A 24,618-nucleotide genomic window follows, 5' to 3' on the forward strand; every position below is an offset into this window, starting at 1 on the left:
GAGGTCGCTCGATCCCGCCCTTAGAGACGGGGTTTGCGATCATGCTTGGTCAATGTCCAAGGAGTGATAACGTCGACACTCTTTGCGGCCGCCATCAACCGTGGGAGCAGTTGTCCGAGAGCACCACATGCGGGATCCTCTACAGTACCGCGCGCAAACAGCACCACCAGTTGCGCAACACCACCGTCAGGTTTTCGCCGAAGGATCCGACCAAGCCGCTGGATGAGCTGACGCTCTGAACCCGATGCGGTCGCGATGATCGCCAAACCTACCTCAGGGATGTCGATTCCTTCGTCGAGCAAGCGAGGCGCCACCAATGCCTCGACTTCACCGCGTCCAAACCGCTCCAGCTGCTCGCGTCGGAGCACGTTACCAACTCCTGAGTGTAAGAATGCAGCCCTCACCCTATGTTGGAGAAGTGTGCTTGCTGCCATCTCGGCCGAAGCGATGCTCTGGCTGAAGACAAGGCAACGCCGGGCCTCATGAATCAGGGTCGCGAGCTGCCCTAGAACTGCAAACTTGGAGGATAGTCCATCGAGAAAGCTCCTCCGTTGAAACAGTGTTTGTTGTAACTTCAGAGCGGTGTCTTCGATCCCAGGCGACCTGGTACTATAAGCGCCACCGGTGGCCTTGATGAGTATGGGTAGAAAATCATCCCGTGGGATCGGACGACCAAACTGGGCCATGAACGCTCGAATCAAGCCTCCGATCACCCCACTGATATCATCATAGATCGTGCGCTCATCATCGGACATGGTGACCGGCACGAGGGAGAGGCGAAAGGGAGCGACAACCTCATCACGGACAGCCATATCGTGAGAGTAGCGGTAGATCACTGGGCCAAAGTAAGGAACCAAGTAGCGAAGATGCCCACTGTCGGGTCGTGCGATGGTGGCGCTTATCCCGAGACGATAGCCAAAGCGTTCATCGAGAATCCGAATATTGGCAGGCGTTGCACAGCGGTGAACCTCATCTACAACCAAGAGGTCCGCTCCATGACGAACGGCAAAGTTTGCGTCTCTGGCAGAGTTCATCACGGAAACCACGATCTCCGGTTCGCTATAGATCCGTCGAGTCCGATCACGTAGGGCCGCAACGACATGTTGCCCTGCAAAAGCCGCCTGGAGTTGGAACAGCCATTGTCCCTCAAGTTCAATGGTTGGAACGACGACGAGGGCGCGCCCACCTTGAGCGACGATCTCTCGGATCGCGTGCAGCGCCACCAAACTCTTCCCCGCTCCGGTGACGGCTTCGATCAGACCACGCGAACCAGCCGCGTGCCATGCCTCCAACGCTTCACGCTGCCAACCGAACATCGAGGGGAATCCCTCGAGGTCGAGCGATGCGTCTGCTGGTATCGCATGGGAGCGATGCGGACAATGGCCAGTAAGTGACCACGCCTCTGAGCCAACTGCGCAGGGTTCAAACAGATCCTCATCCCCAAGCACCGCGAGGAGCGCATCGTGCGTGGGTTGCGCTGACACGAGTGATCTAGAGAGCGCCTCACCAAGTTCATCGATGGTACAGCATCCCTCGCTAGCCAGGATCAGTGCGACGACATCCGAGAGCATGCGATCTCACTCACCAAGGCGAGGTGGGTTCGTCCTCCGCTTGAATCGACTCACGAAGATCAACCTTTACGTCCGTTGACAGCGTGAAAGGGGTATAGCTTGGATCGAGATAGATCAGATCCCACTCGTTGATCCAAGATCGCACATACTGACGCATCCTGTTGGATGGGAGACGTTCGATACCGTGCACATCGGGTGGATCCCATTGGAGCGCCTCCCCGTGCAATGCTTTGATCGCACGGTAGGTGACATCAAGCTCTTCATTCGTCGGGGGTTCCAGCCGTATCTGATGATCACGCAGGAGTTCCATGCCTCGTTTTGCCAACTCGAGGAGTTGGGGCGAACCCTGTGCCATTGCCGCCAGGCGCACCGGAATTTTCTCCAGATCATTCCGCGCAACCAAGACCTCGCTCTCGAAGTCGTCTACGGTTGTGAGCACGGTGGTTACGGGAGCCTGAGGATCGTGGCTCGCCCCCTGCAACCATTGAGCGAGCTCTGCATACGCTCGACCACGTTGGAGTAGAGAGTACCTTCCGATCAACTCCACCTCATCGAGAAGAATGACCCAACCCGAGTAGCCTGCCGCCCCGATGAGTCGCGAGACGAATGACAATCGATCTCGACATAGAACATCTTCTCGCGTCGAGCGGATGTTGTACTCGCTCAACCAACCGGCTTCACGCAGTCGTCGACGGATCTCTGCGACAGCGAATTGATCGCCAGCCCAGAACTGGAGAATCTTATCGACGAACTCCTCATCACCACCTGCAAACTGCTCAAACATTCGCAGAGTCGACGTCAAGCGATGATCAACAAAGCTCCCGTCCGTCGCCAGCCATCGGTATAGCTGGGCAAAGCGGAGCGAGTCTGTTTGGAGTCCAGTAGCAATCTCGGTGATCGCCGACCCCGGTCTGCCGGGTACGCGCGCATCATTTATCGCAGCCCGATAGACAGCTGCGAGGTTGTAGAGGGGCGTCTCCTTAGAGATGACGACTCGTGACACAACAAAGTTCTGCTGAAGGGCTCGCTGGGCTAGGTACTCCAGGAGGTGGCTCTTGCCACTGCCAAAGCCACCCGAGATGAGCAGGCCCGCCGAGGCGCGATCCGTCGGCTCCCAGTTCGCCCGCCGAGCTGTCAACTCCAGATTTGCTAGGTACTTGTCTACCACCTGTGCCTGCATCGTGCCCAGATGGAGCACGCTCTCTCGATTCGGCACTCCTGCGCGCAGCGCCTCCAACGCACGCAGCGCTGTCACAGTCCTCCGTTGTACATCACCTGGATCCAGAAGCGTCATGACACATCTCCGTTTACTATTGAGAAAGTCGAAAACTCCTCGTGAGCTTCTCCCAGTCGAATCAATGCACCGAATGGATTGTCACGAGTCTCATCTCGGATCTCATCGTAGATTCTGAGCTTGAGGGCCTGGTAGAGATCCAAGCCGCGCGTGCGATCACTGACGAACTCCGGCGGCAGACAGACGATCGTCGCCATGTGCCCAAACTCATCGGTGTTGTCGATGAGTTGACGCAAGGATTCGTAAGCGTCGACGATCGCGGCCTTCGTATACCTGAGCGATAGATCAGTCGCGTCACGGAACCGCGGCAGGAAGAACTGCTGGAGATCGAGGGTGAGCAACAGCCCAGAGTAACCATTCTTGATCAACCACTGAACCAACGAGAACAACATAGATCGAGCATTCGCTCGGGTGATGCGGCGAAAGATTCGCGTATTACGCAACAGTGAGATCTGGCTCAGTTCGCCTTGGAGCCACGCCCTTATCGCATCTGCCTCAGCGTCGGTTACCTGTCCAGTCTTGAACTCAAACTGGCACAGACGGATCATGGCAATCCGGAACTCCTGCACCATCGCATAGTCCTTGAAGATATCTGACTGAAAACCACGGTTGACATCGCGGAGCAGTTCGCGAGCATCATACCCATAGTGCTGGGCGAGCTCTGCGAGAGAGATACGTTGGTTCTCGGCGGGTACGCCATATCCCAACGAGTGGCAGACCCGATTCACCGTCGTCCTAGCGAGCTGATCCCAGTCAAGGGTGCGGGCGATCGCAGAGAAGAGCTGGTCTATCATCTGTACTTTGGTTTTCGCTGCATCGATAGTGACGCTCACCATGCCAGCCTGTCGTGCCATCTCCCCCAGAGACGCCTCGATCCGACCGAGGCTCGTCGGTTCACCGATGCAGAACTTGACGGTGGCGCCACCCTCAGGGATGTAGCTCCGGAAGTAATGAGTCTGAAGAAAATCGCAGTAGCGATCAGTATCAATCATTGGCGTCCTCGAATGCAATCGTCGAATAGATCTTGACCTGGCCACCCTTTGCTACCGTCTCCAACAGACCACCACTACGGGTCGACGCACTTGCGGCAAAGCGTAGAATTCGACCATCTTTTGTCTCGATGCAACCACTCTGATCGAGGAGGTAGACATCACGCGCAAACTCTTGTTTCGAGTAGGCACGCGAACCATTGAGCAGCGTGAGGATTGAGTACAGGTGGATCAGTTTGACATGAGAACCCGGGCGCCCTCCCCGATGGGCTATCCACAAATCGTATACCGAGGCGAGTGCCTCGAGGAAAGGCTCTGGTCGGAAACGCGAACGCCGCTGACTATTGGCGCGCAGCTGTGCGACGACTCGGCTGGGGCGAACCTCGCGTACCCGCTTGCGATCGATGGTGATCGCCAGATCCCCTGGGAGTATTTGGAGTACCGAAGGGTAGCACAAGAGTCTCGAATCGGACTCGACCATCGGGAGATGGGCAGCAGCGGCCAACTCCATGAGCTCCCGTTGATAACCGCCAGACTCCATCCACGATGAAAGATCGTAATCGGCGCTCTTTAGCAGCTCACTGGTCATGCGTTGGAGGTCAGTCAGTCGTTCATGAACAGCAGTGATCGCCGCGATAAGTTCGCCCTGGTTGCCACTTGCACTCGCTCGTTGAGCCTTCCGAGCCGCAGCCAAAGCTGTCTGGGTCTCCTTTACCATGGTCGCGATCTCGCGATCGAGGTGGTCAAGTTGACTTTCATAGCCAGTTTCCATCTGCTCTGCTTCAATCACGCTTTCCGCCCTTCTCCATAGCTCCGCCAGAGACCAACTGGGTGGTACCCACGACCAACCCTGTCAGATGGTCAGCTGATCCCTCTTTCGGATCCGCACACCCATCGCTAGCTGCCACCTTAGTCAATGATCCCAGTCGGACCCATTCGCTGCGCTCTAGGCTATCACCAAGCCTGCATTCACTCCTGCATTGGAGAGCTTTCGTAAGCCATGGCAGATTGTGCGCAGCCTCGGCACCAAGTAGTCCTCGTAAGCAAAGGCGTGAAGCTTCCTGGGTTTTGCGGAGACCCCGGGACGCTTCAATGTCTACCACTTGACAATTCGTCCAAGTGTGCACGAGTATTGCGTCCCGACTAATGGGTAGTTTCAATCGCATGAGACGACTACCAACCATGGCAAGCGAGAGACTCAGGCGAAAGTGCCGACAAGAGACTGGGTCACCTGTTCAGATTCAGGAAAATCAAACAATGATGTGACTGCTTCCTGGTGGGCGAAGGAGTCGCTGAAGCGCCTTCTATCCCTATGGTTACCAAGAACTCGCCAAAGATCACCTCGATACTAACATCGGTGACTTCGCCGACAAGGAGCGACCAGCAGAGATCGAGCTACTCAGGAGACGACTGCGTGCCTGGCACGATGAGATCCTGGCACGATGAGATCCTGGCCCAATAGAGACAACAGGACTTACCGCATTCGTGACGAATCGGCCGACGGAATCGATGAACGGCCCCAAAAACCAAATTACGGCTCGGATGACGAACTTTGCGAACTCCAGTATCCGAGCGCTCCTGATGGTTGAAAACCCAGGCTGGTCACTCCGCTCCAAGCTAGCGTCAGCTCCTTCAATCCATGGAGTTCTCCTTTCGCAGGCGAGACCTCTTGCGGAATCGAATATCTCTGATGAGCTTGTGTCTCCTCCCACCCATCGATAGGTTTTGAATCTTGTGCCCAGCGAATTGATCATTCTCCCTTGCTGAGCGCCGCTGCAAGATAGTCGGCTTACCGATTCTCGCTCGATTCTCGTCGCTGATTACCGCTTATCGCCTAAGACCCAGCAAAGATCTCCCTGGGGTAGGAGAAGTCACGAGGTGCTCTTGGAGGAGATGATAGAGCGACCCAGATTTCAGCAGCGTAGAACAGAATGCAGCAGTAGCGGTGAGATCCGCCAAACTATTCTTCCACCTCCATTGGGTAGCTTTCATCTGCGAGCCCATCGCGGAGGTGATCCGAGCCCTCGGGGTCAAATGATTCAAAATCACCCTATGGCAGGGCGAGTTCATCCACATGAATCTCAATACAACCGAACATCGGATGTTCTCACGATCCTGGCGAACTCACCACTCAGGTTAGTCAGGCTCATCGCGTGAATATCTTCTGCTAAGTGTCGATCACCATCTGGACCCGTACGGTCAAAGGTCCAAGTGGCATCACGCACAAGCCACGGGTCAAAACCGAGGTTGCCCGCCATGCGTGTAGTCGTCTCAACGCAATGATTAGTAGTGGCGCCACATATCACAAGAGTATTGATTCCTACTTCACGTAATCGAGTCTCAAGATCGGTACCGATGAAGGCACTGTTGACCCGTTTTACCAGGACCGGCTCACCAACTCTTTCCTTTGCCTCCTCCTTTGGAGAGAATCCAATCCCTTCCGGTCGGAAATAGGAGCTGGCATCGGTACCTGCGTGCCGAATGTGGAAAATAGCGGCGCCTTCCGCTCGAAACAGGGCCAGCAAGCCAGCTATCTTGTCGATAGCATCTGGGTTGTTGCGACCTACTCCGCTGTCCTCAATCGCATCAAAGCCCCGCTGTACATCGATGACCAGCAATGCGGTCGCACTTCGCATCAACTTGGGCTCGGTCTGCACGTTCACTCAAGCTACTTTACCCAGTGAATCGACGCCCCTTGACACCCCAGCTGGATCCACCAAAATACGAGATCTGCGATACCCCGACGTACTCCCCTCCGCTGCCCATCAAAGCTGGTGTGTTAAAATTAAGAGGCCAGCTAGTCGAGGATATTCATGAGCTACCCAACAGGTAGGTTGTGAAACTACTCACGATACGTCCTTCTGTTTCCCATCTTCGTAGCGTCATGGGATGAACCTTAGAGTTCCTGTGCTGCCACTCCAATGGGAACTAACCTCATCGCATAGATATTACAGTCAACTAGTCTGAAACGTACTTAGATTAGAGGCAGCAGTAGTGTGCCCATCTCCGTTCACCTCGTGGTTGCAGCCATAGCCTTTCCTGGGCTGCCCACTTGGTGATCAGCTGGACGGGCAAACATGAGATCTCCCAGTTCTCGCGCATCAAGGTTCGGCGCGTGCTCAGGTTTTTTGACACCCACGGTTCGGCGGTGTCACACAATAACGTCGCCGTCGCTATTGTCTTCCACTTGTCATGACAGTGTCACCACCCTGGACTAACCCCATTTCGGGGCTCAATAGCTGGCCCGTACGTAGTGCTACCGACGCTTGGCCACGCCCTTACAGGTCGCCGACGCACGGCTTGCGAGCACCGTGGTGCGCTAGACCTTCGGCGTAGGACTCTTTCATCCCCGCTCCAATACCGGTTCATCAGAGAGCGCCGGAAGACCTCGTCCGTGAGGGCGGGGATGGATAGGCGCATACTGAGCTGGATATCTCCACATCAGTCAAAACTGTCAGACCCTCAAGCGATAATATAAGTATGAGTATTCGTGAGCGCCTGTACCCAGGAGAACAGGAACTACCTGTTCTTGCGCGTCACTCGCTATGTATGGAATATCGCTCTCGAACAGCGCAATTTGCGGAGACGCGAGCGATTACAAAAGATCACCTACAACACCCAAGCTCACGAACTCTCCGAAGCTCGCAAGGAAAGCTGGCTCAAGGAAGGTTCTGCCGCAGTCCAACAACAGGCTCTTCGAGACCTAAACCAAGCGTTTCAAAACTGGTGTAACAGACCAGACCACTTTGGACGTCCGACTTGGCACAAGGCTGGCATCAATGAAGGCTTTGCTGTACGAGATCTGTCTGTTAGACGCATTAACCGTAAATGGGGTCAGGTATTCGTCCCTAAGTGCGGGTGGGTCAAATTTCGCGTCACTCGTGAATGGAGTGACATAGAAACAGCATCGTCTGCCAGAGTCACTCTAGATCGTTCTGGCAGATGGTTCGTTAGTTTCACACGTCTAGCTCCACAGATGGAGCGCAAGTCAACTGGCGCTATTGTCGGTATCGACATGGGTGTCACTCATACGGTGGCTACGTCTAACGGTGAGTTTCTCGATATGCCAGAACTTCTCACCAAAGGAGAGCATCAACGCAAGAGACGCTTACAGAGGAGGCTCGCCAGGCAAGTCAAAGGCTCCAACCGCTACAAGGCAACCAAGCTAGCCATAGCTAAGCTCGCAGCCAAAGAAGTAGACCGACGTAAAGACTGGATCGAGTGGACCACAACCGATCTGGTGCGCGACTATGACTTGATCTCACTAGAGACACTAAAGATTAAAAACATGACCAAGTCAGCCAAAGGAACCAAAGACAAGCCTGGCAAGAACGTTAAGGCAAAGTCCGGACTTAACAGGTCAATTCTCGAACAGGGCTGGGGCTTGTTCTGCCAACGGCTTACTGACAAGGCTACCAATGCTGTAACACCAGTAGAAATCATCGCTATCAATCCCGCATACACGAGCCTGCATTGTTCTGAGTGTGGTTACACGGACAAGAAGAATCGCGATAGTCAAGCTCGCTTCCACTGTCTATCGCGTGGCTATACGGATAACGCAGACGTGAATGCGGCCAAGAATATCATTGCCGCAGGGCTTGTGGTCCAAGAGCGTGGAGGACAATCGCACATTGTGTCTACCAAGACACAACACAGCGACCCAGCGAAGCGCACCACCACTCCTAAAGCTGCGTAAGCAGCTTGGGAAGCCCCGTCTGTAAGGTCGGGGAGGATGTCACAACTCTCGAGACGATCCCGATCCCGATCCCGATCCCGAGGCCGAGCTGTGAGCGACGGCAGATCGTTGATACCTGACAGGTGTGTTGGCATAGACGATCGAGGGTGACATGGTGCGTTGCGATCTGAGTGGGCGGCCCTCAGCAATGGATCATGTGATGGAGAATGATGAGTTGGGCGATCGCGAGGGGGGCTGAACGTTCGGTGGAGCTGATCCGCCCGAGGCTCGCCGGTATATCGCCACCGAGGCCGATCTTCTCCCACAGCTTCTCTTCGACCAACCTGCTAGCGGCTTCGGGTGCATGACCGTGGATGTGGAGAGCGTCAACGGGCTTGCCATCCTGGTCCCTGATCAGTTTGATATGTGCAGCATCGCGTGTAGCTGGTGTCAAGATGTCGTGGAGATCGGGTTGTGGGACGGTCGGACGTAGCAGGATCGTCGCGCTCAGGGAGCTACGGCCCTCGACCGGGGCGAAGGAGATGACCAGATCGGCATGAGCGCGCTGCGGACGGATATACTTCTCGGACTCGGGTTCGCGTTGTTCCAGGTCGCTTAACACCTGCTCCGTCGTGTATCCACGTTTTGTGGTGTCGCGAGCGATTTTCCAAGCCCTACGGACGGTCTCGGGTGGATCGAGGTAGGCGGTGACGTCGAAGGTGGCACGTGAGAGCTTCGACCAAAGTGGGAACAGCCCCTCGACGATCACAATTTCACTGGGTATGAAGAGCTCTGGGCGACCGAGCGTTCCGTCGGCATGGTGATACTTCGGCTTCAGGATAGGTTGTCCGAGGATGAGGAGCTGAAGGTGCTGCTCCATGATTTCAAGATAGTTACACTCTGGATTCAGCGGCGTGAACGGAAGGTTCTTGCGCTCTTTCCGGTCGTAGCGGTGGTAGTCGTCGGTGCAAAATGACGAGATACGATGCGTGCCGATTGCCTCTACCAGTCCCTTGGTGAGGGTAGTCTTGCCCGACGCAGAATCTCCGGCGATCGCGAACATTGCAACTCGTTCAGGGTGGGGCTCAGTGGCGGTGAGCTTCTGGATGGCTGCTATTCGGTGGGGCATCGGTTCTCCTTTGTCGTGTTAGCGGTAGTCGATCGTACTGTCAAAGGGTCCGCAGACCGTCGGAGCTTATGGAACCAGACGGCGGACGACGCCATAGCGTCCCTCTTGGATCCAAAGACTCTCGAGTTCACTGAACTCGCCCACGGTTCGGGGCGGTCCCAGGGGATTTGCGCCGGTTATCGAGGTCGCAACCACGATGGAGCTTGGGTGTGCTAAATCGCTAGCGTCGAAGCAGCGCGTCGCATAATCAGGGTAATCCGCGGCGACGAGTGCAGCTTCTGTGTCACTCTGCGGTGCACACCTCGCCAGCATCTGACCTGAGAGTGCAAGCGTTGCGGCGGCGGAGATCACGCCCTCAGGAGTGCCTCCGATGCCCCAAAGCATGACAGTAGCGGGATCCCCCTTAAGAACGCGCAAACTTGCCATCACATCGCCGTCAGGTATCTCGATCACCGGCACTCCATGCGCCCGCAAGTCCGCGATCACCGCGGCGTGTCGTGGCTTGGCTAGGATAACGACACTAGTTTCACCAACACCCAATCCAAGCCGACTGGCTACGCGTTTGATGTTCTCAAGGAGTGGCCGATTCAGGTCAATGACCCCGGCGGCACGCTCACCGACGATCAGTTTCTCGAGGTAGTAGCCCGGAAGGCTTCGAAATCCTCCCGATTGAGCAGCGGCGATCACCGAGATTGCCCCCTCCCGGCCACTGGCGGCGAAGTTCGTCCCTTCTAGCGGGTCTACAGCGAGATCGATGTCAATGGTGCCGGTACCAAGGCGTTCACCAACATAGAGCATGGGGGCATGATCCTTTTCTCCCTCGCCGACGATCACGGTGGCCGATACCGGCAGGCGACTGAGTTCGGCTCGCATCGCGGTGACCGCCGCTTGATCAGCGCGATCTTTGTCACCGAGTCCAACTTCGTCAAGTGCTGCGCAGGCGGCTGCCTCGGTCGCCCGGAGTAAATCGGACACCAGGTGAGACGGATGTCCAAGCCTATAGGAGTCCACGACAAGGTCAAGGGCGGCATCTGCTACTTTTTCGGCGGTGAAGCCGAAATGGGCGGCAACATCGTCAACTGGAGCAGAGGTGCCAAAATGATCTACACCATAGAGGCGATCCCCAGGACTGAGAAAGGCGTGCCACCCGGTTCCGACTGAGGCCTCCACCACGAGGCGCGGGACTCCCGTGGGGGCAAGGGCATCTCGCTCTCTCGGCTCAATGGCAAGGAAGCGCTCACGCCATGGCACCGAAATGACTCTGGCCCAGACATCATCCTCTTCCTTCAAGATCTTGGCCACCTCGATCGCGAGCGCTACCTCCGATCCTGATGCGAGAAGGATGATCTCAGGGCTTGAGGGCGTATCGTAGACCACGCGCGCACCGATATCGGTGAGCCAGGTTGGCGACGGCGTTGGGGGCAGCTGTGGCAACGGTTGACGAGTAAGTGCCAGAATCGTTGGACGAGAGCGATCGCTGAGGGCGAGTTCCCAGCTCGCATAGGTTTCGAAGGCGTCAGCGGGCCGCAGGACATTCGTATTTGGGATGATCCGAAGTGCCTCGAGCTGCTCGATAGGTTGGTGCGTTGGACCATCCTCTCCCACCGCAAAGGAGTCGTGGGAGAATAGATAGATGACGCCAAGGCCCATGATGGCACTCAACCGAAGGGCTGGTCGGAGGTAGTCAGAAAAGACGAGGAAAGTCGAGACGTAGGGGGTGTAACCAGAGAGGGCGAGTCCGTTGGCGATCGCGGCCATTGCGTGTTCACGAATGCCGAAATGGATCGTTGACCCGGTGAAGTCGTTGGGTGCGAGCGCCTTGAGGCCTACGTTTAGACCGGTTGATTCGGCTAGGTCAGCCGAGCCACCGATGAGAGCCGTACTCTGAGCTGCCTGGTGAGCAAGGAACGTCGCCGATGCTGCGCGCGTCGCCACTGGTGAGGTAGGTAGCTCCAAAGTTGACCTACGGTTGCCGTGAACGAGGGGCGGGGATGGCGGATCGAACCGCGCGCCATAGGTTTGAGTCCACGTCTTGTGCGACTCTTGCTTGGCCACGATCTGCTCAGCCAGATAGGATCTGACATCCTCGGGAACAAGGAACGCGGGCTCGACAGGCCAACCGTAGGCGGCCTTGGTAGCAGTGATCTCCTCCGCTCCGAGCGGGGCCCCATGGGCCTTGGAGGTGTTCTGCTTCGTTGGAGCACCGCGCCCGATGATCGTGGGTGCGATGACGAGGCTCGGACGATCGTGATCGGCAATGGCTTCGCGGTATGCTCGCTCGATTTCGTCGACGTCTTCGGTGTCCGCAATGGTAATGACCTGCCAGCCATAACTCGTGAAGCGGGCGACGGGATCATCGGTGCAGGATTGGTGACGCGGTCCATCGATGGTGATGTCGTTGGAGTCGTAGGTTACGATAAGCCGGTCGAGGTGCAGATGGCCCGCGAGCGACGCGGCCTCGTGGCTGATCCCCTCCATGAGGTCCCCGTCTGAGGCGAGGACATATGTGTGGTGATCGATCGCCCCATGGCTGTTCTCACGCATCTTTGCTTCACCGATTGCCATGCCGACGGCGGTTGCAACACCCTGGCCAAGAGGGCCCGTGGTGGTCTCGACGCCCGGAGTGAGACCATACTCGGGATGCCCTGGGGTCCTTGACCCCAGTTGGCGAAAGCGCGCGAGCTCTGTGATTCCGACGTCGTAGCCGAAGAGGTGCATTAGAGCGTAGAGCAGGGCTGACCCGTGGCCAGCGGAGAGTATGAACCGATCGCGGTTCGGCCAGGTTGGGTCCTTGGGGTCAAAGTTCAAAATACGTGAGAACAGCGTGTAGCCGATCGGAGCGAGTCCAAGCGGTAGTCCGGGGTGCCCAGAGCGAGCCGCCTCGACCTGATCGATGGAGAGCATGCGGACGGTGGTGATACATCGTTGATCAAGAGAGTTCATGTGGAGGCTCCTTGGGGTACGCGAACAGATCGTAACATCGTCAGGTTCAGGCTGGTTACCTTGGGATGGTTGTGCTGAGACAACCGGGCCAGGTAGAGAGTGACGCAAGCGTCAATCGGGCCTTTTGGTTGGGTGGAGATTGCTGGCGATGCAAGGATTCTCGCATCAACGTCCCAGACGTTGGTACCTCCAAAACTTCGTCGATTGTGCACGTTGACACCGCTTGATCCAATACCGCCTGCGATACAAAGTTGATCCGACTGCGTTCGGCTTCGGGTTACGCGAGGCATGGGCGGGTACATTCCTTTCCTTCGCTGATGTCACTCAACCGCGAAAATGCAAAGAGTGCTGTCTTGGATCCGCTTTCATCGTGCACCACAACCCCCCTGGATCGCAAACGTCATCCCAACCTAGTGGACGATCTCGAGTCGACTCCTCCCCAACATGGGTGATGGAGAGGGTGAGTTGGGACTATGTTCCCGGGCTGGACGAAGGTCGCTCGATTGCGCTGCTCACCACGCCTCCTCGTCGCAGCTATCATGATTCCGTCGACGCACCATCCTCGATGACGGCTGGCGTGACTGGGACTCGTAGGCGTACTAGGGTCCCCTCCCCAGGGCTCGAAAAGAGCTCTAGATTGCCACCGATGATTCGTGCTCGCTCACGCATACCGCCGATCCCGATGGTAGTGGTCGGTGTCGCGAGGTCGAATCCATCTCCTCTGTCCCGAATGACCACCACCAGATCACCACCGATCGTCGCCAGCCGAAGTTCGCACCTGGCGGTCCCTGCGTGCTTCCATGCATTGTTGAGAGCCTCTTGAATGATGCGAAGGGTGGCCAACGCTCGTGTGGCTTCGAGCGTGTTGACGAGCATGTTCGTTCGATCCTCGACCGCGACGGTGAAGTCGGGGTACGAGTTGGCCAAGGTGTCGACGGCCTCGAGAAAGCCGAACTCATCGAGCACCTGTCGCGCTGAGTCCTGGATGAGGTGGCGCATTGCTTGGGTGCTGGCACGCAGGAGATCGGATGCTACCCGCAGATCTCTCGCCTCGTTCTCGTCGAGGCCTCTGGCCGCCTTGACGGCTTCAAGCCGATAGTACGCAGCGTGGACCTGTTGGAGAACGCCATCGTGAAGGTCGAGTTGGATGCGGCGGCGCTCCGCCTCCTGGGCGTCAATGAGCTGTTGAGCAAACCCCTCTAGGGCTCGTTCATGTGCCGCCAATTTATCGACCAAGATAGCATGGTCGAAGGCACCGGCCAGGAAACTCGCCACTGTCGTCAAGACCTCCTGGTGGTGATCGAGATCCACGTCGTCGCGTTGCCAATGGACATTGAGGACACCCACCACGGTCCCACTGGGATTGAGCATTGGCACCGAGATCAACGTGCGAAATCGTTCTCCTTGGAGCTCGGGGAGGTATCTATACCGATGATCACTCCACTTGTCAGGCACAACCGCGACCTGGCCAGTCTGAGCAACCCAGCCAGCGATTCCGTCACCGAGACCTAGCGAGACACGACGACGATAGGTGTCAAAGGGCGGGGTGGCGCCGACCAATTCTATGCGAGTCGCCTCGTAGTTGACCAGATGAACAAAGCAGACACTGGCCCCAACGGCCTCAACAACGAGTTGGGCTGATCGAGCAGCCAGTCGATCGAGCTGCAGGCTCTCGGCGAGCACGCCGGCAAGCTTACGATAGAGTATGAGCTCCTCAGGTTCAAGGATCATCGGAAGGTGACATCCCTCAACGCGACCGCCACCGCTTCGGCACGGGACTTGACCTTGAGTTTTCGGTAGATCGAGGAGAGGTGACTTTTGACAGTCTCTTCACCGAGGAAAAGGTTCTGAGCGATCGACTTCGTCGACATTCCCTTGACGATAAGCTCGAGGATCTCACTCTCGCGATGGGTCAACCCGAGATGTGCTCCAGGCCAAAACTCACCGAGCTGTAGCCGTGCGGCGAGCAGCGCGACGCGACCAGCGATCGATGGGTCGATAGTGATTTCGCCCTCCATCACACGGGTCAAAAGACCTACCAGTTCGGTGCTCGTTGCCTGTTTGAGAATGTAGCCTCTAGCGCCTCCACGCAGAGCACGGAACAGGTACGCCTCATCATCGTAGGCGGTGTAGAACACGACCGGCGTCTCGATTCCTGCCCCCACGACCTGTTCGAGGAGTTCAAAACCGGACCCAATCTTGAGACGAGCATCGGTGAGGATAAGATCAGGAGACTGCTCGGCCAAGATCTGCATCGCTTCGGGCACCGTCTTGACGGCAGCCGACACCTCCACCTCATCAGCATGGCTGCGCAGCATTGCACGCACACCGTCGATGATGACTTCGTGATCATCGACCAATAGGAGCCTGATGATCGACATCAGCGTCGCCTGAGTCCGCGCCATTGCATCGGTATGCCCACTAACACGGATCCTCGCCCGTCGCCTGAGCCCCTTCGTCGGTGTCGCAGAGCCACCAAGCGAGCTGCCCGTGCTTGAGCCCCGGCGCTAATGACCCGGTTGGACCGTGCGATGTTTGCAATGGATTCCACGATAACCAGACTCTCCCGGTGTGCTATGGTGGCCAAAGCTTAGACGCTGGCAAGCGGCACCAGCGCTGCCTGACTGCAGTGGCTGGGATTTGGACATCCTTCTGCCAAACGGCGGTAGACAAACTCTCAAAGCGTGACCAAGTCACGTGGTTCAAGCGCCGCGGCGGTGTCGACTACCCGTGACATCAGGCTTGCCTGAGTAAGTTCGCGGTCCTGACCTGAACTGGCCCAGACTTTGAGCGGGGTGTCCTGGAGCGCACGGCCGAACGAGAAGGTAAGCGGCCAGGGTAGTGGGTCCATGGCGTGCATCGCAGCCAGGTTTGTGGTGGCGGCCTCGTCGGATTGACCGCCGGACAGGAGGGCAATTCCCGCCACCGAGGCTGGTACGGTGTCGCGATAGCACGCGATGGTGGCCTGCGCGATCTCCTCGGGAGTAGCTGCAGGGCCAGCATCTCCAGGCGTGACCATGGAGGGCTTGAGTATCATGCCGGTAAGTGTGACGTCGAAGGAGCGGAGTTGCTCAAAGACCGCCGTCAAGACGGTCCGCGTGACCGCTATGTTGGTGTCGAGGTCGTGCGTCCCCTCCATGAGTACCTCTGGTTCGACGATCGGCACGAGCCCGAACTCTTGACAGAGCCTGGCGTAGCGCGCCAGCGCGTGGGCGTTGCTCGCGATGCAAATCGGGCTTGGTTGGCCGACGTCGATGCGCAGGACGGCGCGCCATTTGGCAAAACGGGCACCCTTGTCGTAGTAGCGTTCCAAACGGGGCCCAAGGTTATCCAGACCCTCGGTCACGAGTTCGCCATCGGTGCCGGCGAGAGGTTTGGCGCCGGTGTCAACCTTGATTCCGCATAGGAGCCCCAGGCGGGCCAGGTAGTCAGGGAAGGCCTCATCGGATGTAAAGGTCCTCTGGTTGAAGGTTTCGTCGTAGAGGATAGCTCCTGAGACGAAGGCAGGCAGTCCGGGCGTGCTGACGAGCGTTTCACGCCAGGCACGCCGCGACTGCTCGTTCGATTCTATTCCGAGCGCCGTGAAGCGCTTGGTGAGGGTCGGGCTACTTTCATCAGCCGCGAGGATCCCTTTCGGGTGCTCGACCAATGCACGAGCGTTGTCGACGAGTTCATTGATGGCGGTCAAGCGGTTGGCCATGGATCCTCCTGTTTGGAACTTTGCTCCAACTTAGGTTGGATGATTCGATCGCTTAGTCACCCAAAATGTGGGGTTGTGGGGTGAAATCAACCTCACCCGAGGCTTGGAGATAGCGTGCCAGGTCGATGATCGCGCTGGTGGGTGGTTCCCCGCTTCTCACCCCGAGACACCAGCTACGGCGCTGGGGTAGCGGTGGCACATTCAGTGAGACGAGTTCACCGGTCTCCAACTCGTGAGCCACCGACTCGGTGGAGATGACGGCGATGCCTAGGCCGAGCTCGACGAGGCGCTTCATAGCCAGATTCGATCCGACGGCAAGGGTGGGGGGTGTGATCGCGAGTTCACTAATCAGCTCTTCGGCCGATGCTCGGGTGCCTGAGCCGGGCTCTCGCACGAGCCAGGTTACGGCTCCCACCTGATCGATGGTCGGCTCGAGTGTCGGCCCAAACCACTGGTGTGCACGGGCTTCGTTCGCGATCAAGGCGAGTTCGTGCACTCGGGTTGCGATGACCTCGACGGGTTCGCTTCGTGTCGGTCTGCCTGAGATGACCATGTCGACACGGTGATCGTCGAGGAGTTGGAACAGAGTGGTCTTGTTGGCGACCTCAAGGCTGACCGTCGCGTGAGGTCGTCCCGCGAGATAGCCCTGAAGCCAACGCGGAAGTAGCTCTTCCCCGACGGTCGCTACCGCACCGATGCGAAGAACGAAGGTGTCAGGATCGTTGGCCTCCCGTGTTCGCACAAGGGCCTCCTCCATGACGCCAAGCAGGTTTGAAGCGTAGACAGCAAGCACTTCGCCGGCTGGAGTGAGTGCCATGCCGCGTCCGACACGTCTCGTGAGGGCTACACCCACCTCGCGAGCCAGGGCGGACATGGTTGAAGAGACGGCGGCGGATGTAACGAATAGACGTCGACTTGCTGCGCTGATTGACCCGGTTTCAGCCACTGCCAGCAGGGTTTTGAGTTGAGTGGTTGTCATGTGCATGAGTTTAGTTAACTATATAGTTAAGAATAGACGGCGAATTCATAGTAATTAAGTGAACTATTTGTTGATCCCCCGTCGCTACTGTGGCGCTATGTCCAAATTGGAGACGACAAGGAGTGGCAGATGGCAGAATTGACCGGGGAAGATCGCTACAAGGCTGGCGTCATTCCTTATAAGCAGATGGGTTACTGGGACGCCGATTACGTGCCAAGTGAGACCGACGTAATAGCGCTGTTCCGGATTACCCCACAGCCTGGGGTTGATGCTGAAGAAGCGGCTGCGGCGGTCGCTGGAGAGTCATCGACTGCAACCTGGACGGTCGTCTGGACGGACCGACTCACCGCTGCCGATCTTTATCGGGCAAAAGCCTACCGGATCGATCCAGTGCCTGGTCAGGAGGATCAGTTCTTTGCCTATATCGCCTATCACCTGGATCTCTTCGAACCTGGCTCGATTGCTAACCTCACGGCCTCGATCATCGGAAACGTCTTTGGGTTCAAAGCGGTCAAGGCGCTCAGACTAGAGGACATGCGTATCCCAGTCGCCTACGTAAAGACCTTTGATGGGCCACCGACCGGCATTGTGGTCGAGCGTGAACGACTGGACAAGTTCGGCAGGCCATTGCTCGGTGCTACCGTGAAGCCGAAGCTTGGGCTGTCGGGGCGAAACTACGGGCGAGTGGTTTACGAGGCGCTACGTGGAGGCCTTGACTTCACGAAAGACGATGAGAACATCAACTCGCAGCCGTTCATGCATTGGCGCGATCGGTACCTCTACTGCATGGAGGCCGTGAACAAGGCACAGAGTGCCAGTGGTGAGGTCAAGGGGCACTATCTCAACGTCACGGCAGCCACGATGGAGGATATGTATGAGCGGGCCGAGTTCGCCAAGGAGTTGGGCTCAGTCGTCGTGATGATTGATCTGGTTATTGGCTATACCGCTATCCAGTCGATGTCGAAGTGGGCACGACGCCACGACATGGTTCTTCACCTCCACCGTGCGGGACATGGAACCTACACTCGTCAAAAGAATCACGGGATATCCTTCCGCGTGATCGCGAAGTGGATGCGTCTCGCTGGTGTTGATCACATTCATGCCGGAACCGTCGTAGGCAAGCTAGAAGGTGACCCGAACACGGTGCAGGGAATCTACAACGTCCTTCGCGAGTCCGTTAACGAGGTCGATCTCACTCGGGGAATCTTCTTCAATCAAGACTGGGCGGGTCTGCGCAAGGTGATGCCGGTCGCGTCGGGCGGTATCCACGCTGGGCAGATGCATCAATTGCTGACATACCTCGGCGATGATGTGGTGCTGCAGTTTGGAGGAGGAACGATTGGGCACCCGATGGGTATCGCTGCAGGAGCGACCGCCAATCGCGTCGCTCTCGAAGCTATGGTGCTTGCTCGCAATGAAGGTCAAGATATCTGGAACAAGGGTCCGGAAATTCTCGACGCAGCGGCAAAGTGGTCACCCGAGCTTCGCGCTGCCCTCGACACGTGGCGTGACATCACCTTCAATTACGCATCAACCGATACCCCGGATTACGTCCCAACAGTGAGCGAATCCTACTAATACCGGCTATTACCGACAGTCACTAGCGAAAGGACACAAACATTATGCACCTTACTCAAGGTCAATTCTCATTCTTACCACCCTTGACCGATGAGCAAATCATTGCTCAGATCCAATGGGCGCTTCAACATGATTGGGCAGTAGGGGTGGAGTTCACAGACGACCCGCACCCGCGCAATACCTACTGGGATATGTGGGGTTTGCCGATGTTTGACCTCCGTGATCCTGCCGCAATCCTCTATGAAGTCAACGAGTGCCGCCGGGCGTACCCGAATCGCTATATCCGGGTTACGGCGTTCGACTCGACGAGAGGTTGGGAGGCGCCTCGGATGTCCTACCTGGTCCAGCGACCCGAAGATGAGCCGGGCTTTGTTCTCGAGCGTCAGGAGACAGAGGGTCGTCGGGTGGTCTACTCGACGAGGAGCTACGCGGCAGATAAGCCAGCGGGGACACGCTATTGACACCAATGTTGATGGTTCCGCAGTTGCTGTTTGGCACTGACACGAACGGAGTTTGCGCATGAGTGATGGCATCGATCTCGGTGCGCTCTATACCGAGACGAAGATCCAAGAGACGCTCGATGAGCTAGACCGGGAGTTGGTCGGGCTCAAGCCAGTCAAGACGCGCATACGGGAGATCGCTGCCTTGCTGCTCGTGGATCGAGCGCGTGCACAGCTGGAGCTCATTGGTGGGCAGCCCAGTCTGCACATGAGCTTTACCGGCAATCCCGGCACCGGCAAGACCACGGTAGCGCTGCGTATGGCCGAACTTCTTGCTCGGCTTGGTTACATTCGACAGGGCCATGTCGTTGCGGTGACACGAGATGATCTCGTCGGACAATATATCGGCCATACTGCGCCAAAGACGAAGGAGGTCCTCAAGCGCGCGATGGGCGGCGTGCTCTTCATCGATGAAGCCTACTATCTCTTCAAGCCGGAGAACGAGCGAGACTATGGCGCCGAGTCGATCGAAATCTTACTCCAAGTCATGGAGAACCAGCGTGATGATCTTGTCGTGATTCTGGCGGGTTACAAGGATCGCATGGACACCTTCTTCAGTTCGAATCCAGGCATGTCTTCGAGAATCGCCCACCATATCGACTTTCCGGACTACTCCGTACAGGAGTTACTGGCTATCGCGAAGCTGATGTTGGCTGCATGGCAGTACCAGTTCTCGGATGAGGCGCAGGAGGTCTTTGCACGCTACCTCGAATTGCGCATGACCCAGCCGAATTTTGCTAATGCACGCAGTGTTCGCAATGCGTTGGACCGGACGCGCTTGCGTCAGGCGAATCGACTCTTTGAACGAAGAGGTAGGTCGGTGACCAAAACTGATCTCATGACGATCGAGCCGGAGGACATACTCGCCAGCCGAGTCTTTCAAACTTCTCCGTAACAAGAGACAAGCACACCGATGGGTTACACCATACAGGTACCATCCGTTAGACGACTCGAGTATCAAGCGTCGATGGTAAAGCCCCACGGCACCGGCCACTGCCAAGACCTCGTCGCTGACAGATCACGAGGACGTACCGGCGAGGTCGTTGGCTTGGACACCGGGATCTATAGAGCACACTGATGTCGGCTGTAGGCTTATCTCAGCCGGTTGGCTCCTCTAGCGCTAACAAGCACACGGCCAAAGAGAATGACGCTCGAGTGATGGACCAAGGAGCGAACCCGCTCTAGCCAAGTCCACACCGAATGGAATAGCTCGGGAACCGACGCGTTGGTTATAGTTGCAAATCATTTGGCATAGTGGCTCCATTGCCACGTATTAGCCAGCTCAATGACGAAAACTGAAAAGGAATGCCATGACGACATTACCCGACACATCCAACACTCTCGTAAGTGAACAAGCGCTCACAGCTCCACCGGTGCCAACCCAACCAGCGCCATCCCTTGAGGTTGACCTGGTTGGTGGAGGTCGTTTCGTGCTGGCTGACTCCACACCGAAGAATTTCACTTTGGTGGTGTTCTATCGGGGATTACACTGCCCGATCAGCCGAGGTTTTCTAGCCCAACTCGACCGAGCCCTAGGCGAACTCGCTGGGCTCGGCGTCGAGGTCGTGGCGGTGAGCGGCGACGATGAGGATCGCGCCAACCAAAGCGTTGTGGAATGGGGCATCGATCACCTGCGGGTGGGCTACGGCCACAGTGTGTCCTCCATGCGCGAATGGGGCCTGTCCGTGTCAAAAGGCATAAAAGACTCAGAGCCCGATTACTTCGGTGAACCAGGGGTTTTCCTAATCAAACCCGATGGAACCGTCTTTATGGTAGCACTCAACTCTATGCCAGCAGCCCATCCGCGAATCGAGGATCTTGTCGGTACAATCCGGTTCTTCGTAGAGCGCGACTACCCAGCCCGAGGAGATGCATGATGGCCGATCTCGACTTCTACTTTGACCCAGTGTGCCCGTTCGCATGGATGACCAGCAAGTGGGTTCGTACTGTCGCTAGCCAACGAAACTACCAGGTGGAATGGCGGTTTATCTCCCTGCGTATGGTGAACGCCGAGGTAGACTACGATAGCCACTTCCCTCCCGGTTACGAACGCGGCCACACTGCTGGACTTGAGCTGCTCCGTGTAGCAGCAGCGCTACGTTCAACACACGGCGCCGAGGCAGTCGGTCGCCTCTATGCTGCGTACGGGGCCGAGATCTTCGACTCAGAACCCGGCAGACGGGAGGAGCTAAATCGTGACTCTGTGGCGTTTGTTACACCCATCCTCGCCCAGCTCGGTCTCCCTACCGACCTCGCAGAGTCAGCATTGGACACCTCATTCGACCCCGAGATACGTGCCGAAACCGACCGAGCTCTATCTCTGACCGGCAGAGACGTCGGCACTCCGATTCTGCATTTTGAACCGCCAGAAGGAACCGCCTTGTTCGGGCCGGTAATCAGTCGGTTGCCAGACCCCTCCGAAGCGATAGCCCTGTGGGAGCACGTCGTCGCGCTTTCCCGTTTCGGTGGCTTCGCTGAACTAAAACGCTCACTCCGCGAGACACCACAGCTAAAGGGACTAGGCGTCGACGTGGGACAGATTGGTGCCGAGGAGGACTGGCAGCAAGGACATCGTCGAGACGCCGTCGACTCCTGATCAACCAGCCAACGTCGCACTAGTGTAATGTTCGGGCACAAAAAGAGTAGGTCAGAGCATCGGCCCTAACACAGCTGCGTAGGGCGAGTTGCGAGACCGCCTTAATCCTCCATAATTGCAAGTCTTCGGAGAGAGCGGAGACCGTCAGAACGTGAGTTGGGATTTGCTGATCCGCTCCTAGACAGGATCGCTCCTGGCGCTCCATTGGCTGTACCGTCTCGCCTGCGCGGCCAGTGAATCCCTGTCCAGTGTGTCGAGCGTTAAAAACATTGCTCGCCCACAGTGACAGCTGCCAGCTAGCTCTCCGAGAGGCAGCAAGCCGTGCGATGAGCGCTCCATGGGCCCGATGTCCCTATCGTCACCGTAGTCCAGACGACATGCAAACCTGACGTCCTTGAAACTGTGCACCGACGAGCTACGATAAGGTGATGAGCCATATAGTTGACTTCACCAACGTCTCAACCGTCGGTCTTGAGTCCTCACCGGTAGCATCTTCACTTGCTGGCTTGCGAGCCAACGAGGCTCGCTACTTCAAGAACAAGTACGACTTCGTATTTACGGTTGAACCGGCTCAAGAGACGCAAACTATCGTCGATTGGGTGCACCATATCCTGCAAAAGGAGCGAAATATTGTCATCGCATCTCCTCCTCTCGAGACAGCTCTAGTCGAGGTCGATGACATTCGATGGCCGTATGTGTTCTATCAGAATGGACTCGCGATCAACGTCCTGTACACGCTGAACGACGCAAAGAAACGAGCAGTTGGTTTCAAGCTTTCTGAGGGGATGGATATACCGTTCGAATTGAACACGTTCAAATTCGCGCGGCAGAAGTCGAAACTAGCCGGGATCATTCGGGGCTCTTATTTCGTTATCAAGGGCCAGTATTGAAACCTTCGAGTCCTAAATGCTAATGTCAATCTTTCCGTAGCATTCGGACTAGTAGAACCTACCAAAAACAAGGTGTTGGCCCAAGGAGGTCTATGGAGGTCCGAATGCCGAGGGTTCGACTCCTGCCGGGCCCACATCATGAAGTCTCATAGTCATCATGAAGTCTCGTTGTAGAGTTGTGCCATACCTTAACAGCTGGGCTCAAGGGGCCGTCCAGTTGCACAGTCCACGCTATCCAATGAGCCCGGCAAGCTCAGGAAGGTTAGCAACCGTGTAATCAGGAACTAGAAAATAATCCGGATAGTTCTGGCCTCGGCGGTTGAGCCACGCAGTTTGTAATCCAGCCCGCTTGGCTCCGTCGATGTCCCAAGGGTGCACCGCGACCAAAATCATGTCGCCAGGATCGACAGAGCAGGTATTTGCTGCATAGGCATAAGCGGCTGGAGCTGGCTTCCATCCGTCGGTGTCCTCTACCGACAACAACCGTTCAAAATATTCAAGAATCCCTGCCCTCGTGAAGAGCTGCTCGGCTACTTGAGTTGAACCATTAGACAAGGTAATCAGGCGAATGTGACTCGCAGCCAGCGTTCGAACGCCATCAGCCACATCAGGGTGAACCGGAAGTTCAAGGAACCTCTTCATAATTTGATCAATCGCTGCGTCAAGCTCCCGGTTGAGCGGATGATCCGCCAAGACTGTGTCAAGAGCGCCGATAGCAAGCTTCGAAAACGGCTCTGCGGAACCCGCGGCAGTAAGTGCAAATCCATCACGCAATACGGACGCAAACCATAGCGGCACAATATCTCTGGGTGCACCAACTTCGACGAAGACCTGCTCCAGCGCGGAGAGATCCGACAGTGTTTCGTTAACGTCAAAAACCACAACCTTAGGTGTCATCCCAACTACTCCCAGTTCCTTGATAGCCAAATCTTTCCAACTACATCGCCTGAACAGGCTGGCTCGATGTCTTCACTCTGGCAAAAAGGCTAGCTCCAAATATAGCCATCATCGCTAGGCACCGAATCCTTCCTATGTCCGCGGCTCTCAACCCGCTCACTTGCTGATACTGAGCCCTATGGAAAGGTTTGCTCATACTCGCAATCGAGCCATCTGCTATGGTCACCAACCGGCGGTCGGAGGCTGAAAACTCGTTTAGCGCCAACGCAAGACCAGCAGCCATGCCCACAGTTAGAGAACACACCGCAATCGACGAGGAAGAGCGGATGTGGGCAGGTCATTATCTCCTGCCTAAGCTGGCTCGGGAATCTCCGTCCCCGACAGTGGGGAGATCGTCAAGGTTCTGTTCGTACTCGTATGTCCTATCACGGAAGGATTAATGCGGTGGACCACGGTAGTGCTCTAATGTCGATTCTCGCCGACGACAACGTAACTGCAGTAGCGGTAGCGGTAGCCATCGAGGCGTCGGCTGGCAATCCAAGACAACGAGCTATTGTGCCCGGCGCACCTGCAACTGGGCGTCACGTACCGAGTGGAATCCGTTGCATTACGGCGACCGAGCGCTCCAGTGCCAAGGAGCCACCGTTACAAGAGATTAATGGCCCCTTACCCGGATCTGCCAAGCTAGTAGTCAGTTCATAGCGCCCTATCCTCTGGGCCTCAGCCGCCCGGGCGGGAATTATTGGGTGGGAATTATTGGGTGGGAATCAAAATATGTCAGGCAAATCCAAACGAACGAGCATGGGTGCACAAGCGTTCAACGCTTATGCCAACAGGCTTCGGTCCAGTGGTAGCGATAGTCTCCTACGCCCGGACA

20 protein-coding genes are annotated in these 24,618 nt (G+C 56.7%); 8 read left to right on the top strand and 12 right to left on the bottom strand.

Annotated elements, in window-relative coordinates; translation table 11 throughout:
- Window positions 1-20 precede the first annotated feature (20 nt).
- The 5 genes from FEAC_RS03675 to FEAC_RS03700 all read right to left on the bottom strand — a co-directional run bounded on the left by FEAC_RS03675 (window position 21) and on the right by FEAC_RS03700 (window position 6,490).
- A complete protein-coding gene (locus FEAC_RS03675; RefSeq protein WP_035391495.1) occupies window positions 21-1,571 on the bottom strand; it encodes a DEAD/DEAH box helicase in 1,551 nt (516 codons plus the stop codon).
- A gap of 10 nt (window positions 1,572-1,581) precedes the next feature.
- Window positions 1,582-2,865 carry a BREX system ATP-binding domain-containing protein gene (locus FEAC_RS03680; RefSeq protein ID WP_035391497.1) on the bottom strand — a complete coding sequence of 428 codons (1,284 nt, stop codon included), beginning with the start codon at window positions 2,863-2,865 and terminating at the stop codon, window positions 1,582-1,584.
- Entirely contained in the window at window positions 2,862-3,857 is a 996-nt protein-coding gene (locus tag FEAC_RS03685; RefSeq protein ID WP_035391499.1) for a BREX system ATP-binding domain-containing protein, read from the bottom strand. Before FEAC_RS03685 ends, FEAC_RS03680 begins: the two co-directional genes overlap by 4 nt.
- Window positions 3,850-4,626: a hypothetical protein gene (locus FEAC_RS03690; RefSeq protein WP_152623068.1), complete on the bottom strand. Its 777-nt coding sequence runs from the start codon at window positions 4,624-4,626 to the stop codon at window positions 3,850-3,852. Before FEAC_RS03690 ends, FEAC_RS03685 begins: the two co-directional genes overlap by 8 nt.
- A 1,309-nt stretch (window positions 4,627-5,935) precedes the next feature.
- A complete protein-coding gene (locus tag FEAC_RS03700; RefSeq protein ID WP_035391511.1) occupies window positions 5,936-6,490 on the bottom strand; it encodes a cysteine hydrolase family protein in 555 nt (184 codons plus the stop codon).
- Between the two features lie 854 nt (window positions 6,491-7,344).
- On the opposite strand from FEAC_RS03700, the gene FEAC_RS03705 reads away from it, so the two are divergent.
- Complete coding sequence (locus FEAC_RS03705; RefSeq protein WP_052565473.1) at window positions 7,345-8,550, top strand: RNA-guided endonuclease InsQ/TnpB family protein; 1,206 nt, start codon at window positions 7,345-7,347, stop codon at window positions 8,548-8,550.
- A gap of 181 nt (window positions 8,551-8,731) precedes the next feature.
- Here FEAC_RS03705 and FEAC_RS03710 read toward each other — a convergent pair whose 3' ends face one another.
- From FEAC_RS03710 to FEAC_RS03740, 6 genes are all read right to left on the bottom strand, one after another.
- Window positions 8,732-9,658, bottom strand: a complete 927-nt coding sequence (locus tag FEAC_RS03710) for a phosphoribulokinase (protein ID WP_035388736.1) — start codon at window positions 9,656-9,658, stop codon at window positions 8,732-8,734.
- Between the two features lie 66 nt (window positions 9,659-9,724).
- On the bottom strand, window positions 9,725-12,601 hold the full coding sequence (tkt, locus tag FEAC_RS03715; RefSeq protein ID WP_081900974.1) for a transketolase: 2,877 nt from the start codon (window positions 12,599-12,601) through the stop codon (window positions 9,725-9,727).
- A 537-nt stretch (window positions 12,602-13,138) separates the two neighbouring features.
- Window positions 13,139-14,332: a GAF domain-containing sensor histidine kinase gene (locus tag FEAC_RS03725; protein ID WP_035388738.1), complete on the bottom strand. Its 1,194-nt coding sequence runs from the start codon at window positions 14,330-14,332 to the stop codon at window positions 13,139-13,141.
- Window positions 14,329-15,006 carry a response regulator gene (locus FEAC_RS03730; RefSeq protein ID WP_236684597.1) on the bottom strand — a complete coding sequence of 226 codons (678 nt, stop codon included), beginning with the start codon at window positions 15,004-15,006 and terminating at the stop codon, window positions 14,329-14,331. Before FEAC_RS03730 ends, FEAC_RS03725 begins: the two co-directional genes overlap by 4 nt.
- A gap of 272 nt (window positions 15,007-15,278) precedes the next feature.
- Entirely contained in the window at window positions 15,279-16,301 is a 1,023-nt protein-coding gene (locus FEAC_RS03735) for a class I fructose-bisphosphate aldolase (RefSeq protein ID WP_035388739.1), read from the bottom strand.
- Window positions 16,302-16,353: 52 nt separating this feature from the next.
- Window positions 16,354-17,280, bottom strand: coding sequence for a LysR family transcriptional regulator (locus tag FEAC_RS03740; protein ID WP_160290325.1), 927 nt, complete (start codon window positions 17,278-17,280; stop codon window positions 16,354-16,356).
- A gap of 129 nt (window positions 17,281-17,409) precedes the next feature.
- Here FEAC_RS03740 and FEAC_RS03745 point away from each other — a divergent pair, with 129 nt between their 5' ends.
- The 6 genes from FEAC_RS03745 to FEAC_RS03770 all read left to right on the top strand — a co-directional run bounded on the left by FEAC_RS03745 (window position 17,410) and on the right by FEAC_RS03770 (window position 22,844).
- Complete coding sequence (locus FEAC_RS03745) at window positions 17,410-18,858, top strand: form I ribulose bisphosphate carboxylase large subunit (protein WP_035388740.1); 1,449 nt, start codon at window positions 17,410-17,412, stop codon at window positions 18,856-18,858.
- Window positions 18,859-18,902: 44 nt separating this feature from the next.
- Window positions 18,903-19,319 carry a ribulose bisphosphate carboxylase small subunit gene (locus FEAC_RS03750; RefSeq protein ID WP_035388742.1) on the top strand — a complete coding sequence of 139 codons (417 nt, stop codon included), beginning with the start codon at window positions 18,903-18,905 and terminating at the stop codon, window positions 19,317-19,319.
- A 58-nt stretch (window positions 19,320-19,377) separates the two neighbouring features.
- Window positions 19,378-20,253 (top strand): CbbX protein, encoded by an 876-nt coding sequence (cbbX, locus tag FEAC_RS03755; protein ID WP_035388743.1) that lies wholly within the window; start codon window positions 19,378-19,380, stop codon window positions 20,251-20,253.
- 415 nt (window positions 20,254-20,668) lie between these two features.
- Window positions 20,669-21,235: a redoxin domain-containing protein gene (locus FEAC_RS03760; RefSeq protein ID WP_052565477.1), complete on the top strand. Its 567-nt coding sequence runs from the start codon at window positions 20,669-20,671 to the stop codon at window positions 21,233-21,235.
- Window positions 21,232-21,954: a mycothiol-dependent nitroreductase Rv2466c family protein gene (locus tag FEAC_RS03765; RefSeq protein WP_035388745.1), complete on the top strand. Its 723-nt coding sequence runs from the start codon at window positions 21,232-21,234 to the stop codon at window positions 21,952-21,954. The genes FEAC_RS03760 and FEAC_RS03765 overlap by 4 nt, the downstream gene beginning before the upstream one ends.
- A 428-nt stretch (window positions 21,955-22,382) precedes the next feature.
- Window positions 22,383-22,844, top strand: a complete 462-nt coding sequence (locus FEAC_RS03770; protein ID WP_035388746.1) for a hypothetical protein — start codon at window positions 22,383-22,385, stop codon at window positions 22,842-22,844.
- Window positions 22,845-23,075: 231 nt separating this feature from the next.
- Here the strand turns inward: FEAC_RS03770 and FEAC_RS03775 are convergent, their stop codons facing one another.
- The gene (locus tag FEAC_RS03775) at window positions 23,076-23,741 is read right to left on the bottom strand and encodes a haloacid dehalogenase type II (protein WP_035388814.1); all 666 of its coding nucleotides are present in this window, start codon (window positions 23,739-23,741) and stop codon (window positions 23,076-23,078) included.
- 444 nt (window positions 23,742-24,185) lie between these two features.
- On the opposite strand from FEAC_RS03775, the gene FEAC_RS03785 reads away from it, so the two are divergent.
- Window positions 24,186-24,443: a hypothetical protein gene (locus FEAC_RS03785; RefSeq protein WP_152623069.1), complete on the top strand. Its 258-nt coding sequence runs from the start codon at window positions 24,186-24,188 to the stop codon at window positions 24,441-24,443.
- Window positions 24,444-24,618: the final 175 nt, after the last annotated feature.

The sequence above is a fragment of the Ferrimicrobium acidiphilum DSM 19497 genome, assembly GCF_000949255.1.
In the GTDB taxonomy this organism is placed as follows: domain Bacteria; phylum Actinomycetota; class Acidimicrobiia; order Acidimicrobiales; family Acidimicrobiaceae; genus Ferrimicrobium; species Ferrimicrobium acidiphilum.